At 71.0% G+C, this 16,942-nt stretch carries 14 protein-coding genes; 4 read left to right on the forward strand and 10 right to left on the reverse strand.

Going from position 1 to position 16,942, the window contains the following annotated elements; all coding sequences use genetic code 11:
* Positions 1–69 precede the first annotated feature (69 nt).
* Positions 70–1,473, forward strand: coding sequence for a Si-specific NAD(P)(+) transhydrogenase (sthA, locus tag ABT057_RS03185; protein ID WP_352340688.1), 1,404 nt, complete (start codon positions 70–72; stop codon positions 1,471–1,473).
* Positions 1,474–1,495: 22 nt separating this feature from the next.
* Here the strand turns inward: sthA and ABT057_RS03190 are convergent, their stop codons facing one another.
* Positions 1,496–1,957, reverse strand: a complete 462-nt coding sequence (locus ABT057_RS03190) for a DUF5709 domain-containing protein (RefSeq protein ID WP_352340689.1) — start codon at positions 1,955–1,957, stop codon at positions 1,496–1,498.
* A gap of 268 nt (positions 1,958–2,225) precedes the next feature.
* Here ABT057_RS03190 and ABT057_RS03195 point away from each other — a divergent pair, with 268 nt between their 5' ends.
* Both ABT057_RS03195 and ABT057_RS03200 read left to right on the forward strand, forming a co-directional pair.
* Complete coding sequence (locus ABT057_RS03195; RefSeq protein WP_352340690.1) at positions 2,226–3,701, forward strand: APC family permease; 1,476 nt, start codon at positions 2,226–2,228, stop codon at positions 3,699–3,701.
* An 11-nt stretch (positions 3,702–3,712) separates the two neighbouring features.
* Positions 3,713–4,672, forward strand: coding sequence for a hypothetical protein (locus ABT057_RS03200; RefSeq protein WP_352340691.1), 960 nt, complete (start codon positions 3,713–3,715; stop codon positions 4,670–4,672).
* A 5-nt stretch (positions 4,673–4,677) separates the two neighbouring features.
* Here ABT057_RS03200 and prcB read toward each other — a convergent pair whose 3' ends face one another.
* The 4 genes from prcB to ABT057_RS03220 all read right to left on the reverse strand — a co-directional run bounded on the left by prcB (position 4,678) and on the right by ABT057_RS03220 (position 9,164).
* Complete coding sequence (gene prcB / locus ABT057_RS03205; protein ID WP_352340692.1) at positions 4,678–5,535, reverse strand: proteasome subunit beta; 858 nt, start codon at positions 5,533–5,535, stop codon at positions 4,678–4,680.
* 79 nt (positions 5,536–5,614) lie between these two features.
* The gene (locus ABT057_RS03210; RefSeq protein WP_352340693.1) at positions 5,615–7,957 is read right to left on the reverse strand and encodes a glycoside hydrolase family 65 protein; all 2,343 of its coding nucleotides are present in this window, start codon (positions 7,955–7,957) and stop codon (positions 5,615–5,617) included.
* 17 nt (positions 7,958–7,974) lie between these two features.
* Positions 7,975–8,706: a beta-phosphoglucomutase family hydrolase gene (locus ABT057_RS03215; RefSeq protein WP_352340694.1), complete on the reverse strand. Its 732-nt coding sequence runs from the start codon at positions 8,704–8,706 to the stop codon at positions 7,975–7,977.
* Positions 8,707–8,768: 62 nt separating this feature from the next.
* A complete protein-coding gene (locus ABT057_RS03220; RefSeq protein WP_352340695.1) occupies positions 8,769–9,164 on the reverse strand; it encodes a YybH family protein in 396 nt (131 codons plus the stop codon).
* 66 nt (positions 9,165–9,230) lie between these two features.
* On the opposite strand from ABT057_RS03220, the gene ABT057_RS03225 reads away from it, so the two are divergent.
* Complete coding sequence (locus ABT057_RS03225) at positions 9,231–9,866, forward strand: nucleoside/nucleotide kinase family protein (RefSeq protein ID WP_352340696.1); 636 nt, start codon at positions 9,231–9,233, stop codon at positions 9,864–9,866.
* Positions 9,867–9,968: 102 nt separating this feature from the next.
* Here ABT057_RS03225 and ABT057_RS03230 read toward each other — a convergent pair whose 3' ends face one another.
* The 5 genes from ABT057_RS03230 to ABT057_RS03250 all read right to left on the reverse strand — a co-directional run bounded on the left by ABT057_RS03230 (position 9,969) and on the right by ABT057_RS03250 (position 16,857).
* Positions 9,969–11,801: a hypothetical protein gene (locus tag ABT057_RS03230; RefSeq protein ID WP_352340966.1), complete on the reverse strand. Its 1,833-nt coding sequence runs from the start codon at positions 11,799–11,801 to the stop codon at positions 9,969–9,971.
* A 69-nt stretch (positions 11,802–11,870) separates the two neighbouring features.
* Positions 11,871–13,589 (reverse strand): hypothetical protein, encoded by a 1,719-nt coding sequence (locus tag ABT057_RS03235; RefSeq protein ID WP_352340697.1) that lies wholly within the window; start codon positions 13,587–13,589, stop codon positions 11,871–11,873.
* Positions 13,590–13,591: 2 nt separating this feature from the next.
* A complete protein-coding gene (locus ABT057_RS03240) occupies positions 13,592–14,494 on the reverse strand; it encodes a carbohydrate ABC transporter permease (protein ID WP_352340698.1) in 903 nt (300 codons plus the stop codon).
* Complete coding sequence (locus ABT057_RS03245) at positions 14,491–15,411, reverse strand: carbohydrate ABC transporter permease (RefSeq protein WP_352340699.1); 921 nt, start codon at positions 15,409–15,411, stop codon at positions 14,491–14,493. The genes ABT057_RS03240 and ABT057_RS03245 overlap by 4 nt, the downstream gene beginning before the upstream one ends.
* Positions 15,412–15,534: 123 nt before the next feature.
* Positions 15,535–16,857, reverse strand: coding sequence for an extracellular solute-binding protein (locus tag ABT057_RS03250; protein WP_352340700.1), 1,323 nt, complete (start codon positions 16,855–16,857; stop codon positions 15,535–15,537).
* Between the last annotated feature and the right edge of the window lie 85 nt (positions 16,858–16,942).

The following is a 16,942-nucleotide window of genomic DNA, read 5'->3' on the forward strand; positions in this document are numbered from 1 at the left end:
CCGGCTCTCCCGGAACCCGCGTCCCCACGCCCTTTCCCCGGGACCCTCCGCGCTGTCAGACTGCGGAGGGTGCCCGACTTCGACATGCTCGTCCTGGGATCAGGTCCCGGCGGCCAGAAGGCCGCCATCGCCGCGGCCAAACTGGGCCGCCGAGTCGCCGTCGTCGACCGCCCCGACATGGTCGGCGGGGTCTCCCTCCACACCGGAACCATCCCCTCCAAGACCCTGCGCGAGGCGGTGCTGTACCTCACCGGTCTCACCCAGCGCGACCTCTACGGCCAGAGCTACCGGCTGAAGGAGGACATCACCGTCGCCGACCTGACCGCGCGCACCCAGCACGTGGTCGGCCGGGAGACCGACGTCATCCGCAGCCAGCTGTCCCGCAACCACGTCTCCCTGTTCGCCGGCACCGGCCGGTTCGCCGACGACCACACCATCGCGCTGCGCGAGATCACCGGGCAGGAACGGCTGATCGGCGCCGAGCACATCATCATCGCCACCGGGACCCGGCCCGCGCGCCCGGACAGCGTGGAGTTCGACGGACGGACCATCCTCGACTCCGACAACGTCCTCACGATCGAGCGGGTCCCCCGGTCCATGGTGATCGTCGGCGCCGGTGTGATCGGCATGGAGTACGCCAGCATGTTCGCCGCGCTCGGCAGCAAGGTCACGGTGGTGGAGAAGCGGGCCGGGATGCTCGACATGTGCGACGTCGAGGTCATCGAGTCGCTCAAGTACCACCTGCGGGACCTGGCGGTCACCTTCCGGTTCGGGGAGACCGTCGCCGCCGTGGAGCGGCATCCGCGGGGCACGCTGACCGTGCTGGCCAGCGGCAAGAAGATACCGGCGGACGCCGTGATGTACTCGGCGGGCCGGCAGGGTCTCACCGACGAACTCGACCTGCACAAGGCGGGGCTTGCGGCGGACCCTCGTGGCCGGATCGAGGTCGACGAGCACTTCCGCACACAGGTGCCGCACATCTACGCCGTGGGTGACGTCATCGGCTTCCCGGCGCTCGCGGCCACCTCGATGGAGCAGGGCCGGGCGGCCGCGTACCACGCCTGCGGGGAGCCCGTGGGCCGGATGCACCAGCTGCAGCCGATCGGCATCTACACCATCCCGGAGATCAGCTTCGTGGGGAAGACGGAGGACCAGCTCACCGAGGACAGCGTGCCGTTCGAGGTCGGTGTCGCCCGCTACCGGGAGCTGGCGCGCGGGCAGATCATCGGTGACGCCCACGGCATGCTGAAACTGCTGGTGTCCCCCGAGGACCGCACACTGCTCGGAGTGCACTGCTTCGGGACCGGCGCGACCGAGCTGATCCACATCGGCCAGTCGGTGATGGGCTGCGGCGGCACGGTCGACTACCTGGTCGACGCGGTGTTCAACTACCCGACGCTGGCGGAGTCGTACAAGGTCGCCGCCCTGGACGCCACCAACCGGCTGCGGCAGCTGGACCGGATCGGGGAGTGAACACCGCCCCGGACCGGGATATTCACTCCTCGACCATGTGCACCGCGGCCTCCTCCGCGCCCGCCGCCCCGCCGTCGATCCCGATGTCCTCGGCGATCTCCTCCTTGGTGGTGGCGGCGTGGGCGCCCTCGTCGGGGGCGACCAGGCGGCCGGCGCGGCGGTCGCCCGCCTCGGGGTCGACGGGTTCGCCCTCGCCTCCGGGGAGGTCGCCCACGTCGTCCCCGGCCGGTCCGGACACCTCCGGGACCTCCTGGGCGAGACGCTGGTCGAGGCTCTCGCCGTCGTGCTGCTCGGCCGCCGTGGTGCCGTACTTGGTGACACCGAGGGGCTTCTCCGGCGGGGAGTAGCCCTCGTCGAGGGTGTCGTCGTAGGTGCGTTCGCCGACGGCGTCCTGGAGGTCGAGCGGGGCCGCGTCCTGCTGTTCCTCGTTCGTGCCGGTGGGCTGGTAGGCGTCGTCGCCCATCGCCGCGGACTCGGTACCCATGGATGCCTTCCTGGTTCGCCGGGTTGTCACTGACCTCGTCCGCGTTTCCCGTGACGGCCGCTCCAATCACGGCACATGCCGGGCGCACCCCGATCACCCCCGCCAATCTTGAAACCTAAAGCGTTGGGGCTATCATCACTCGCACACTCGGTGTGACCGACCCCGGACGCTCTGGTGGCCGGTAACCGCCATGCTCCACCCTCACCCCCCATACGCCGACGGGACCGTACCCCCGTCGGCGGTGTGCACGACGGAAAGCAGCACAAGCATGAGCAACAGCACCGGAAGAGGGCTGCAGGCCAACGTCCTCGGCACCTTCGACACGGTGGTGATGGCGGTCGCGGGCAGCGCCCCCGCGTACTCCATCGCCGCCACGACGGCGGTCCTGGTCGGCGCGGTGGGCCTGGCCAGCCCGGCGGCGCTGCTGTACTGCGCGATACCGATGCTGGGCATCGCGCTGGCCTTCAGCCGCCTCAGCCGGATCGACGTGAACGCCGGGGCCAGTTACTCCTGGGTGGGCCGCACGCTCCATCCCTTCCTGGGCTTCCTCAGCGGCTGGGCGCTGGTCGTCTCGGCGACGATCTTCATGGTGGCGGGGTCGCTGCCGGCCGGGTCGATGACGCTCGCCCTGTTCGACCGGGACCTCGCCGACAACACCATGCTGTCCACGGCGGTGGGCGCGGCCTGGTTCGTGATCATGCTCCTGGTGGTGCTGGGCGGGGCCCGGCTCACGGTACGCGCACAGCTGATCATGTCGGGCGTGGAGCTCGCGATCCTGGCCCTGTTCGCGCTGCTGGTCTGCTTCCACACGCAGGACAACGCCCTGCCCTTCGACTGGTCCTGGCTCGGTTTCAGCCACTTCGACGGGGTCGGCGGCTTCGCGTCGGGCGCCCTGGTGGCGGCGTTCTACTACTGGGGCTGGGACGTGACCAGCAACCTCAGCGAGGAGACCCGCGACAGCCGCCGTACGACCGGGCTCGCGGGCCTGATCGGGGTCGGCATCGTCTTCCTCCTGTTCGAGGTGTTCACCATCGCCGTGAACGTGGTCCTCAGCTCGCAGCGGATCGAGGAGAACGGCGCGAACGTCCTGGCCGAACTCGGTGAGGAGGTGTGGCCGGGCGTGGGCGGCAAACTGCTGATCGTCGCCGTGCTGCTGTCCACCGTCGCCACCCTGGAGACGACCCTCATCCAGGTCACGCGCTCGCTGTTCGCGATGGGCCGCGACCGGACGATGCCGTCCGCGCTGGGCCGGGTGCACCGGGTGTGGAACACGCCCTGGATCGCCATCGGGGTGGTCGGCGGGGTGTCGCTGATGATGTTCGTGGCCTCCAACGCGCTGGGCTCGGTGGGCGACATCCTCGAGGACGCCATCTCGGCCATCGGGCTGCAGATCGCGGTCTACTACGGCCTCGCGGGCCTCGCGGCGGTGGTCGCCTACCGCAGGACGCTGTTGCGGTCCGCCTCCGACTTCCTGCTCGGCGGGCTGTGGCCGCTGTTCGGCGCCCTGTTCATGTTCTGGATCTTCGCGGAGTCACTCGGGGACCTGCACCCCGCGGCCATCGCCATCGGCCTCGGCGGGCTCATCGTGGGACTGGTGCCGATGCTCTGGTACTGGCGGCAGGGCAGTGACTACTACCGGCCGGCCCGCCTCGACGCCTCACGTACCGTGGTGGCCGACTACGCGCCCGACGGCCACGCGGGCGCGCACGCGACCGCCTACGAGGGTCTCCCGACCGACTTCTGAGGGGGAACCCGATGGTGCGAGACCGTTTCGCTCCGGACTTCGACCCCGACTGCGGGGACGTGTCCCTGTCCTCCGCCCGGCACGACATCGTGATCGGCCGCTGGCAGGGGCTGCGGGAGCTGATCCGGGCGACCGGCCCGGACTGGCTCGCCCGCGGCCACCGCGTCCGGCTGCTGGCGCAGGCCTGCGCCGGCAGTTCGACGGCCGAGAGCTGGCTGGCCGCCGAGCCGCACAGCGGTGACGCGCTGGTGCTGCGGGCGGCCACCGAGACCGCCCGGGCGTTCAACCTGGCCATCGCGGCGGGCCGCGGTGTGCCGATCGACCAGCTGCGGATCGACGCGGCGGTGATGGCGTGTCTGTCGGCGACCGAGGCGTACCTCGACGACCCGACGCCGTGGGTCTCCCTCATCTCGGTGGCCCGCCTGTACCCCTCCGGGGTCCGCCGGCAGGAACTGGCCCGCTGGTGGGACGAGTTGCACCAGCGCGACCCCTACAGCATGGAGGGCCACCTCCAGGTCCTGCACTACTACTCGGCCCGCTGGCACGGCTCGCACGGACTGATGTACGACTTCGCCCGCGACGCCGCCGGAGTGGCCCCGCCGGGCTGCCCGCTGCCGGTCCTCGTGCAGTACGCCCGCGTCGAGGAGTACCGCCACGCCCTGGACACCGCCCAGGGCCGGTCCGCCACCATGGGGCTCGGCCAGCACTGGAAGAACGACGGCGCGGTGAGCGACGTACGCCGCACCTGGGAGCGCTGGATCGCGGACCGCCCGGACCTCCCCGTCGCCCCCGGTGAACTCCGCGACCTCAACTACCTGGCGCACGCGGCCTGCTGGGCGGACGTGGACGACGTGGCCGCGGATCTGCTGCGGCTGCTGGGCCGCCGGGCCACCCGCACCCCCTGGTCGTACACCGGGGATCCCGCGCAACAGATCCTGCGGTGGCGGAAGGAGGCGGGGCTGCGGGTCTGAGGCGCTCAGGGCGCGGCGTGCGGGCCGTCCGGCCTCCTGCTGCGCTGTTCGACCATCTCCCGGCTGAGTCGCTCCGTCTCCTGCTCCGGCAGCCGTTCGAAGCCCTCCTCGGTGATGACCGAGACGATCGGGAAGATCCGGCGGCCGATGTCGGGCCCGCCGGTGGCCGAGTCGTCGTCCGCGGCGTCGTAGAGGGCCTGGAGCGCGGCGAGGGCCGCGTCCCGGCGGGTCATGTCCGCGCGGTACAGCTTCTTCAGCGCGCCGTGGGCGTACGGGGAGCCGGAGCCCTCGGCGTGGAAGGGCGCCTTCTCGTACAGCCCGCCGGCCACGTCGAAACTGAAGATACGGCCCCTGGCGCCCTGCCGGGCGGTGACGTCGTAGCCCGCGAGGAGGGGGACGACGGCGAGGCCCTGCATGGCCTGGCCGAGGTTCTGCCGGATCATCGTGGCGAGCCGGCGGGCCTTGGCGGCGAGGGTCATCGGGGTGCCCTCGACCTTCTCGAAGTGGGTGAGCTCGAGCTGGAACAGCTTCACCATGTCCAGGGCGAGTCCCACCGTGCCGGCGAAGGCGACGGCGGTGTGGTCGTCCGCCGGGTGCACCTTCTCCAGATCGCGCTGGGCGATGAGGTTGCCCATGGTGGCCCGGCGGTCGCCGGCGAGCAGAACGCCGTCGCGGAAGGCGAGGGCGAGGACCGTCGTGCCGTGCGGGAAGGCGTCCGGGGCGGCCCGGACGCCGTCCTGGAACGGCGGGCGCGTCGGGAGCAGTTCGGGGCGGTGCGCCGCCAGGAACTCGCTGAACGACGAGCCGCCCGGCGTGAAGAACTCCTCCGCGAGCCGGCCTTCCTGCCCACTGCCTGCCGCCATGCCACTCCCCCTCACCCGCCGCGGTCAACCTGCATCCCCTACCTACCTGCGCCCGGCGGCCGGGAAACACGTGTACGGCTCAGCGGGTGTTCGGACCCCGGTGCAGGGGCTGCGCGGGCGCCTCGCGCACCGGCAGGCGCGGTACCTCCCGCACCACCGGTCCGTCCCCGTTGACGGTGAGCGCCGCGCCGTGGTGGCTGATCGTCAGGGGCTCGCCGGACAGCAGGGTGTAGGCGGCCTTCTCGGGACCTATCTCGACGCGCAGCCGGCGGCCGAGGAGCTGGACGCTGAAGGCGAGACGGCTGAAGCGCTCCGGGAGGCGGGGGGCGAAACGCAGGCTCGCGCCGTCGCGGCGCAGTCCGCCGAACCCGGCGACCAGAGCCGTCCAGGTGCCCGCCAGGGACGCGATGTGCAGGCCGTCGCGGGTGTTGTGCTCCAGGTCGGCGAGGTCCATCAGCGCGGCCTCTGCCGTGTAGTCGTAGGCCAGCCGCAGATGGCCGGCCTGTGCGGCGATCACGGCCTGGCAGCAGGCGGACAGCGAGGAGTCGCGGACGGTGAGGGGCTCGTAATAGGCGAAGTTGCGGGCGAGTTGTTCGTCGTCGAAGTGACCGTCGCAGGTGTACATGGCGAGGATCAGGTCGGCCTGTTTGACGACCTGTTTGCGGTAGAGGTCGAAGTACGGGAAGTGCAGCAGCAGGGGGTACTGGTCGGGGCGGGTGCCGGCGAAGTCCCAGTGCTGGTAGCGGGTGAAGCCCGCGTGCTGTTCGTGCACGCCGAGTTCGTGGTTGAAGGGGATGTGCATCGCCTCTGCGGCGTCCCGCCAGGCGGCGCTCTCCTCCTCGTCGACGCCGAGCCGGGCGGCCTCCCCCGGATGGCGTTCGACCGTGTCGGCGGCGGCGAGGAGGTTCGCGCGGGCCATCAGGTTGGTGTACGTGTTGTCGTCGGCGACCGCGCTGTACTCGTCGGGGCCGGTGACGCCGTCTATGTGGAAGGTGCCGTGCGTGTCGTGGTGGCCGAGCGAGCGCCACAGCCTGGCGGTCTCCACCAGCAGTTCGACGCCGGTGCTCGACTCGAAGTCGGCGTCCCCGGTCGCCGCGACGTACCGGACGACCGCGTCGGCGATGTCGGCGTTGACATGGAAGGCGGCGGTGCCGGCCGGCCAGTACGCGGAGCCCTCCGAGCCCTCGATGGTCCGCCAGGGGAACGCCGCGCCGCGCAGGCCCAGCTGGATGGCCCGCTCACGGGCGGCGGGGAGGGTGTTCTGCCGCCAGCGCAGGGCCTCGGCGACGGCGTCGGGCGCGGTGTAGGTGAGCAGGGGCAGGACGAAGGTCTCGGTGTCCCAGAAGGCGTGGCCGTCGTAACCGGAGCCGGTGAGCCCCTTGGCGGGGATGGCGCGCTGCTCGGCGCGCGCGCCGGCCTGGTAGACGTGGAACAGCGCGAAGCGGACGGCCTGCTGGATCTCCTCGTCGCCGTCGACCTCGACGTCCGCGCGGGCCCAGAAGTCGTCGAGGCAGTCCCGCTGGTCGTCGAGCAGGCCCTGCCAGCCGCTGTGTCCGGCGGCGGCGAGCGCGGCCTCCACCTGGTCGCTCATCGCGGGCCGCGAGCGGGCGCCGGACCAGCCGTGCGCGACGAGCTTCTCCACCCGCAGCTTCTCGCCCGGTTCCAGGACGGAGGTGACGGTCAGGCGGGCCACGTCCACATTGCTCTCGCCGGCGACGGTGGTCCGTTCGGGTCCGGTGACGGTGTGGTCGGCGGCGACGGCCACCCTGAGACCGCTGCGCTTCGTCCGGTGCACCAGGCGCAGCCGGTTGCCGACGGCGACGTCCTCCTCCGGCTCCAGCGGCGACTTCAGGGTGCGTGCCGCGCGCGGGTCGCCGTCGAGGTCGGGCAGGCTCTCGTTGGCGACCAGCTCGGACTGGATCACCACGCGGGAGCGGCTGCCGACGGCCTCCACCTCGTAGGCGACGGCGGCGACGGCCCGCTGGGTGAGGGAGACCAGCCGGGTCGAGCGGACCCGGACCGTGGACCCGGCGGGCGAGGTCCACTCGCAGGTGCGCTCCAGCACGCCCCGCCGCAGGTCGAGCACCCGCTCATGGGCGACGAGGCGGCCGTAGCGCAGGTCGAACGGCTCGTCGTCGACGAGCAGCCTGAGGATCTTGCCGTTGGTGACGTTGATGACGGTCTGGCCGGACTCCGGATAGCCGTACCCCGCCTCCGCGTACGGCAGGGGGTGTACTTCGTGGACGCCGTTGAGGTAGGAGCCGGGCAGGCCGTGCGGCTCGCCCTCGTCGAGGTTGCCGCGCCAGCCGATGTGTCCGTTGGACAGCGCGAACACCGACTCGCTCTGCGCGAGGACGTCCAGACCCAGCGCCGTCTCGCGCACGCACCACGGCTCCACGGTGTACGACCGCTGAGTGATCACGCCCGCCCTCCCCGCCCTCACAGGTCCTCGAGGCCGTTCACGACGACGTCCGCGCCGTGCGCGTACAGGGCCTCGGTCTGTCCGACGCGGTCAACGCCCACGACGTACCCGAAGTTCCCGGCGCGCCCGGCGTCCATCCCGGCGAGCGCGTCCTCGAAGACGGCCGCCCGCGCCGGATCGACCCCGAGATCGCGGGCGGCGGCCAGGAAGGTGTCGGGGTGCGGCTTGCCCGGCAGTCCCCGCTCCGCCGCGACGACGCCGTCGATCCGGACGTCGAAGAGGTCCTCGGCGCCGATCGACCGCAGCACGTCCCGGGTGTTGGCGCTGGAGGAGACGATCGCCGTGCGCAGCCCACGCGCGCGTACCGCCTCGATGTAGCGCAGGGTGCCGTCGTAGGCCTCGACGCCCTGGGTGCGGATCTTCTCCAGGAGCAGTTCGTTCTTGCGGTTGCCGAGACCGTGGACGGTCGGCGCGTCGGGCGGGTCGTCGGGGGCTCCTTCGGGCAGGTGGATGTCCCGGGAGGCGAGGAAGGTGCGCACGCCGTCCGCGCGCGGGCGGCCGTCGACGTACTCGTCGTAGTCGTCGCCCTGGTCGAACGGCCGGAACCCCGCCCCCTCGCGTTCGCGCAGGAACGCGTCGAAGGTCTCCTTCCAGGCGGCCGCGTGCACCACGGCCGTCCGGGTGACCACCCCGTCGAGGTCGAAGAGGCAGGCCTGGATGGTGTCGGGGAGCCCGAGCGTCGTCGTCATACAGGGTCCGGTTCCCCGGGAACGGCCCCCGCAACTGTGTGGCACCCACCACAGTCCCGCAGTCAGTCGTGGGGGAAGGAGTGGTGCTCGTGCGCGATCAGCCAGCGGCCGCCCTCCTTGCGCAGGCCGAAGGTGAGACGCAGCCGCAGGGTGGGGTCCTCGGCGAGCTCCCGCGGGGTGCCGCAGCGCAGCAGGGCGTGGGCGTAGGCGACGTCGTGTCCCGCCGTGACGTCGAGGGTGTCGATGTCGAAGCGGGCGCCGGAGGCCTGCCAGGCGAAGAACGGCGGCCAGCAGGCGCGGTAGGCGGCCAGGCCCCGGATGCCCTCGTGCGGTGCCGGCACGTCGTACATCACCAGGTCCTCCGCGTGTCCCGCGAGGACGGTGTCGAGGTCGCCGCGGTGGACGGCGTCGGCCCAGCGGGTGATCAGGGTGCGGATCTGCGTCTCGTCGTCGGACACGGTCGCCCTCCTTTCGGTACGGATCCGGGTGGGGTCTCCTTCCAGGAGACTGCGACACTCTGCTGTGTGCTCACTTTCGACGATCTGTTGCGCCGGGCCCGTTCCCTCGCCGGGGACGGGCGGCGGCGCGCGCTGCTCGGCATCGCGGGCAGTCCAGGGGCGGGCAAGACGACCCTCGCCGAGCGGCTGGTGCGGGAGCTGAACGGCACCGGTGAACCCTGGGTCGCGCACGTCCCGATGGACGGCTTCCACCTCGCCGACGTCGAGCTCGACCGGCTCGGCCGCCGCGACCGCAAGGGCGCGCCGGACACCTTCGACACGCCAGGGTACGCGGCGCTGCTGCACCGGCTGCGGGACGACACCGACGACGTGGTGTACGCGCCCGGCTTCGAACGGGTGCTGGAGCAGCCGATCGCGGGGGCGGTGCCGGTGGAGCCGACGGCCCGGCTGGTCGTCACGGAGGGGAACTATCTGCTGCTCGGCACGGGTGCTTGGACGCGGGTGCGGGCCGAGTTGGACGAGGTGTGGTTCTGCGAGACCGACGAGGAGGAGCGCGTGCGCCGGCTGGTCGGGCGGCACGTGGAGTTCGGCAAGGGGCACGCGGAGGCGGTGGCCTGGGTGGAGCGGAGCGACCAGCGCAACGCCGAGCTGGTGGCCGCGACCCGGGGGCGGGCGGACCTGGTGGTACGGATACCCGTCTGACCCGGGCCCCGGGGTCGGACCGGCCACGACCTCGTCCACTCCATGCGGGTCCGGACGGCCCGAGCCGGTACGAGCCGTCTCACGCACGGCGTCCACGGTCCGTCAGGCGCCGACCGCGCGCACCGTCAGCTCCGGCTCGGCGTGCGCGTCGTCCGGTCCGAGTACGGCGGTGAAGGCGTCCGTGCGTACGGTCAGCCCGTCCTCGCCCCGCGTCACGGACACGGTGAACGGCTCCTCGGTGCCGTACGCCACCGCGAACACATGGAGGTCGTCCGGCGCGTCCGGCACCGGGCCGGCCTCCAGTGCGCTCGAACTCACCAGGTGCGCCCATCCCCGGTCCGGGTCGCCGTAGCCGCGCGGATCCTCCGCGAGCGCGAACGCCGCCTGCTCCTGGGTGAGTTCGGCACGGGCGTCGAAGTGGTCCGGGCCCTGTGCCGCGGGATGCGTCAGGCGCAGGGTGCCCGCCGAGGAGACGGCCCCCGTCGCGGTGCGGCGGACCCGGTCGCCGTCGTCCTCGGCGTACGGCAGCCCGGCCAGCAGGTACGGCGTGCCGGCGAGGCGTTCGACGGCGACGGTCGTCCAGAGGACCGTGCCGTCGGTGACGTACAGGGAGCGCACATGGCGCAGGACGTGGTCGCGGCCGACCACCGGCTTGGTGACCAGCTTGGCGGACAGGCCCCCGGTACGGACGTCGCGGACGCGGACCTCGCCCATCGGGCGGCACAGCAGGAAGCCGTCGGTGACGGGTCCGAAGCCGTGCCGGCGGTTCACGGCGGCGGGCAGGTGGTAGGTGCCGGCCGCCTCGAGAACGGCCGGGGTCATCCGGTCGTCGAAGGCGACCGAGACCGTGCCGGAGCGCAGTTGGTGTCGCGAGGCCGTCGTGGACGGCGTCCGGTGCCAGGGGGTGGTGTCCTGGATCTGCCAGACCAGCATCCAGGCGAAGTGGCCGTCGACCCCGCCGTCCTCCTTCACCGCGTGCCGGGCCCAGCGGCTGTCGCCCCGGTAGCGGCCCAGGTCGGAGCCGATCCGGGCGCCGAAGTAGCGCAGCCCGAGCACCGACTCGAAGGCGGAGTGCTGCTCGCTGTAGCGGGGGCCGCCGTTGTCGAAGCCGCCGTTCGTCAGGCGGGCGTCGATGTAGCGGGCGAGGGCGTCCCCGTCCTCGGCGAAGACGGGCTCGCCGCTGACGCGGTGGGCCTGGGCGAGGAAGGACAGGGAGATCGGGCCGTAGTTGTTGTCGTAGGCGCCGCCGTGTTCGGGGGGCAGCAGGGCGCCCCGGTCGGCGACCCGGTGGGCGCGGATCTTCCCGTCGTAGAGCTCCAGCGCGCGCGAGCGGACCCGCTCCGCCTCGCCGGAGGGCAGGTGGCGGGCCAGCATCAGGCCGCCGACCACACAGCCGATGGCCTGGTTGCCCGCCTCCTGCGGGTTGAAGAAGGTGGCCTCGGTCAGCCAGCTCCAGTAGCCGCGGGCCACTTCGAGGAGTTCGGTCCGCTGCTCGTCGTCGACCAGACCGTCGGCCGTGTCGAGGATGTTCACGGCCTGGAGCAGCGCCCATACCGTGCTCGGCCAGTCGCCGATGGGGTGGGCGCCGGCCGCCAGGACGTAGCGGGCGTGGGGCAGGCCCGAGTCGCGCACCCTGAGGTTGGGGTAGCCGGGGTTGTCGTCCCGGTGGACCCGCTCGCGCAGATGGAAGGCGAGGCTGCGGCGGACCGCCTCCGGCAGCCGGGGGTCCTTGCCGCGCTGCCAGGCCAGGGCGAGCAGGGAGGTGATGCCGAGGGAGGTGTCGCCGACGTCGTCGAGGCAGTCGGGGTGTTCGAGGTTGCCCTCCGGCGTCAGCCGGGCCAGGGCCTGTTCGGTGACGTCGGCGAGGACGGCGTCGTGGGCCTCGGGGGTGTCGGGCAGGTCGTGGAGCGGGCCACGCTGGTGGAGGAGGTGCACGGGAGGGTGCGGGAGGCGCACTGGATCAGTCCTTCATGCCTGAGGTGGCCATGGCCTGGGTCGTCCGGGTCACCCGGCAGATGCGGGCCGGCGGGCACGCAGCGCGACGGTGAGTGTGTGCGGGCCCTGTCCACCGACGTAGACGCGGTTCCCGGTCGTCGCGTCGGTGCCGCCCACCACGGTGTGGTCCTGGCCGGGGTCGTACCGCATCACGTCGCTGCGTTCCGGCCCGGCAAGCGGTTCGCCGGCCTGGACGCCGACCTCGACCCGGATCTCGTCGTCGCCGACCCGGTAGGTCATCGGCCCGGTCGTCAGGCACCAGCGTCCGTCGCCGATCGGTACGGCGCCTTCCGGCACCCCGCCCGGCCGGAAGGTCAGTTCGAGGGCCCAGGGCACGCTCGGTCCGCCGATGTCGATCCGCAGGTCGGCACCGTCCTCCCGGAGGTCCGCCTCGACGCGGGTCGTCTGGGAGACCTCGTCCCGGGGCCGGTCCGGGAAGGACATCGCGGCCGAGAAGCGTCCCTCGTCCGCCATCAGGTAGCCGCCGCCGTCCCGGCGCCGGCCCGGTGGGAGCGGCTGGTAGTAGGCGGCCGACAGGGTTTCGGTGAGCAGGTACCGGCTGTCGGTGAGCCGTTGCACGGCGGCGGCGCGGAACGGGCCCATGTCGAAGAATCCCCGCGAGAGCCGGACCGCGTCGAGGACGGCGTCGCCGGCGAACAGGCGAAAGAACGTGGGATTGCAGGCGAGGCCCGAGCGGATGCGCCGGTGCTCGGGCACGTCGGAGCCGCCGTAGACCACGGTGTGCGCGGTGGTGGAGGCGTGTGCGGCGAGGCGCGCGGTGGTGAGGTACCGGTCGCAGGGCAGGGTCTCCGCGGCCGGAGCCGGCAGCTCGTGGCACAGGCGGGGGGTGAGGAGGGTCTGGGCGAGCAGGTCGGGGTCGTCGATGCCGGAAGCGGCCGCCAGCCGGGCCGCCCGGCTGAAGTCGCCCCGGCCGGTGAGGATCGCGAGCAGCCGGTAGTGCGGCAGGTAGGGCGCCAGCGGGAACGGGTGGTTCTGGTCCTGGCGTCGCGAGTGGACGGTCTCCACCGTTGCGTCCGGCCTGATGAGGTCCAGGGTCGTGGCGAGGTTGCGTTCGACGGCGTCCAGCAGGTCGGCGCGGCCGAGCACGTCGGCCAGCAGCAGCAGCGACGGGTTGGACACGTGGGCCGCGTAGTTGGCGCTCCGTTCCGAGTACAGGCCCTCGGCGTCGATGTCGACGCCCTCGGCGAGCCACTCCTCGACCCGGTCGAGCAGCCGGCCGTCCGGGAACGACCGGTGCAGCCGGGCCAGCGCCGCGCACAGCTCCCAGCGGTGGTTCGGGGTGTGCACGCCACCGGTCAGGAGACTGCCGGAGGCGGCGCCGGCGATCTCGGCGAGCGCGGCCGTGACGTCGTGCAGTTCCGGCCCGGCGCCGGCGGCGAGGACGTGCGCGTCGCACACGTCGTTGACGGTGAACGCGGAGTCCGGCGGTGACTGCACGTTGTCGCCGCCGGCGAAGAGTCCGGTGGTGGTCTGTGCGGCCCGCAGGGCGCGGAGGTGGGTCATCGCGGCGGCGACGGCCCGCCCGCTGCCGTGCAGTGCCGAGTCCGGGGAACGGTACGCCGCGACCAGGGTCTTCACCCGGCGGGCCAGAGCGCGGTGGGGCACACCGGCGGGTTCCTCGTCGGGGCCGGCCGCCGACGGGGTGGCCAGGCGGTCGGCGGCGCGGGCCGCCGACCGGACGAACTCGTGGTCGAGCGGGGTGGGCAAGGTCAGTCCTTCAGTCCGGCGTTGATGTCGGCGCCCATGACGTAGCGCTGGAAGACCAGGAAGATCACGATCAGAGGGATCATGGAGATGACCGATGCGCCGAGCAGTACCGACCAGTTGATGTTCTGCGCGCCGACGATGCTCTGGATGCCGATCTGCACGGTGAACTTGTTGGGGTCGTTGAGCATCAGAAGGGGCCAGATGTAGTCGTTCCACCGCCACTGGAAGGACAGGATGGCGAGCGTCAGCATGATGGGCCGGGAGAGCGGCACCATGATCCGCAGGAAGATCGACAGTTCGCGGGCGCCGTCGATGCGTGCCGCCTCCACGAGTTCGTCGGGAACCGTCAGGAAGAACTGGCGGAACATGAAGCATCCGGTCGCGGTGAGCACGGCCGGGAGGATGATACCGGCGAACGAGTTGTAGAGGCCGAGGTTGCGGACCACCAGGAACTCCGGGGCGAGCATGACCTCGGACGGCAGCATCGTGGTGGCCAGGATGCAGATGAAGAAGACCTTGAGCCACTTGTTGTCGTACTTGGCCAGCGCGTACCCGGTGCAGCAGCTGACTCCCACCGTGAGGATCGTCGTGATCACGCACACGGTGGCCGTGTTGACGAAGTACTGGGAGAAGTTGGCACTGCGCCACGCCGTCAGGTAACCCGACAGGGTGGGGTTGTGCGGAACCACCGTCAGCGGATAGGAGAACAGGTCGCTGGCCGGCTTGAGGGAGCTGAGGATGAACCACAGCACCGGCAGCCCGTACAGGCACGCCATGATCCACAGCAGTGTCGTCGCGGGCACCGCCCGCCGGATCCCACCGCTGCTCGCACCGCGGGGCCGCTTCTTGGAAACGGCCCGTCCGAGGCCGGCGTCGGCCGGGCGTGGCATGTCTGTGGTTGTCATCGGTTCTCCACCCGCCGGTTGACGATCAGCTGGATGATCGCGACGGCCATCAGGATGAGCATGAGCACGAATGACGCGGCGCTCGCGTAGCCGATCTGGCCCCGTTTGAAGCCGGTCTCATAGATGTACTGGACAAGCAGGTTGTTCGACGTGCCGGGTCCGCCGTTGTTGAGGGCGACGAACACCGGGTATTCCTTCATCGCGTTGATCGTGTTGAGCAGGATGACGATGAACGAGGTGGGCGCGATGCTCGGCAGCGTGATGCTGATGAACTGCCGCCATGGGCCGGCGCCGTCGAGCGAGGCCGCCTCGTAGTACGACACCGGTACGTTCTTGATCGCCGCGATGAACAGCAGCATCGTGAAGCCCGTCCAGGCCCAGGATGCCGCGAACACCACCACCAGCAGCGACAGGTCCGCGTTCGACTGCCACGGCACGGCACCGCCGCCGAGCTTCTCGATGACGTAGTTGACCAGTCCGAAGTTCTCGCCGAACAGCCACCGCCACAGGACGCCCACGACGATGGGTGACAGAAGCCATGGGATGAAGAAGATGACGCGGGCGACCGACGCGCCCTTGGCGTTCTTGTTCACCACCAGGTTGGCGGCGAGCAGCGAGAGCGCGAAGTTCAGCGGTACGAAGAGCACGGCGTACAGCAGCGTGCGGGTCAGCGCGTCGTAGAAGGTGGAGTCCCCGAACAGGTTGTGGTAGTTGTCCAGTCCGGTGAACTGGAACGTCCCCACACCCGTGTAGTTCGTGAAGGAGTAGACGAGCCCGATCACCGCCGGCCAGACGAAGAACAGCGCGAAGAGCACAACATTGGCCGCGATGAGGACGAGCGGCGCGATGGTGTATCTGTTGTGTCTCCTGGGCGGACTCGCGGACACGGCGGACACGTCCGAGGCGCGTTTTGTCATCTTCCTGACTCCGTGCTGGTGGAATGGGTTCCTGTGGGCTCACTCCCTGAGCCCGGCATCACGTGTCGCCCGAGGCCGGGCGGCGGAGTTTCGATCCCGCCGCCCGGGCCTCCCGGCCTGAGCTCAGCCGCCGACCTGCTGGTTGTAGCCGTCCACGATGTTCTGCAGGGCCTTGTCGGCCGACTGCTGGCCGTTGATCGCCTTGCCGAGTTCCGTCTTGGTCGGGTCCTCGGTGAGGCTCTTGCCCTTCAGCACCCAGTTCGTCTGCGCGGTGTTGAAGTAGCCGGAGATCGGGGCGTAGAGCGGGATCTCCTCGTTGTAGAGCTTGAACGCCGCCTGCGCCGCCTCCGACTTGAAGGGGTACTTCGGGCTCAGACCGCTCTCGACGGGCAGGAACCCGGACGCCGCACACAGCTCGGTGTAGTGGTCGGGCTCGTACAGCCAGGTCATGAACTTCTGCGCGGCGGTGGCCGCGGCACCGTTGTTGTTGAATCCCACCATCAGGCCGCCGCTGTTGACGTCGCTGGCCTGGACCGGCTCGGCGGGAGTCGGGACGCTCGCCCAGTCGAACTTCTTGATGCTCTCCGAGAAGGCGGCGACCTGCCACACGCCGGACCAGTAGGCGACCACGTCACCGCTCTGGAACATCGCCGCCGGGTCGGCGCCGCTGGTCCACACCGACTTCGGCATGGTCTTGTCGTCGTTCAGTCCGACGAAGTAGTTCACGGCCTTCTTGGTCGCGGCGTCCGCCGAGAACTTGCCGGAGGAGTCCGCGTGGACGTACTTCCCGCCGAGCTCGTACACCATGGCGCGCAGCCGGGACGGCGACTGGTCGAACGTCAGGGAGTACTTGGCGCCGGTCTTCTCCCGGACCTTGTCCGCCGCCTTGATGAAGTCGGTCCAGGTCCAGGTCCCCTGGGGCGAGGCCGGGAAGGAGACACCGGCCTTCTTGAACAGCGTCTCGTTGATGTACAGGCCGGACGCGGTGACGTCCGAGGGGATGGCCAGCACCTTCCCGGACGAGTCCTTGGCGAGGAAGTTGGCGTTGATGTTGTTGCTCTTGTTGTTGGCGATGGAACTGAGGTCGATCAGCTTGCTCGACCAGATCGGGTCCAGCGCCGGGACGGCCGCCACGTCGGGCAGAGAGTTCGCCTGCGCGGCGTTGTGCAGCTTCGTCGTGTAGCCGTCGTAGGGGATGTTGACGAGCTTGACGGAGACGCCGGCTTCCTTCTTGTACTGCGCCACCAGCTTCTTCCAGCCCGCGTCCTGCCCCGGAACCGTGGAGATCCAGAACGTCAGCGACTTGGAGGTACCGCCCGAGTCGGACCCCGACCCGCAGGCGGAGAGCAGCATGGCACCTGCCGAGGCCACGGCTGCGAGGGGAACCAGGCGGCGCATACCGCCGCGGCCGAGTCGGCGGGAGCGCCGCACACCCACAGTGGTCATCTTCGATCCCATTTCGTCGTAGGGGACGGAGCACGGCGCCGACCGAGGCGGCACTGGTGCATTTTGGAAGAGGGTTCGCTTTCCG

The sequence above is a fragment of the Streptomyces sp. NPDC002588 genome, from assembly GCF_040295925.1.
In the GTDB taxonomy this organism is placed as follows: Bacteria; Actinomycetota; Actinomycetes; order Streptomycetales; family Streptomycetaceae; genus Streptomyces.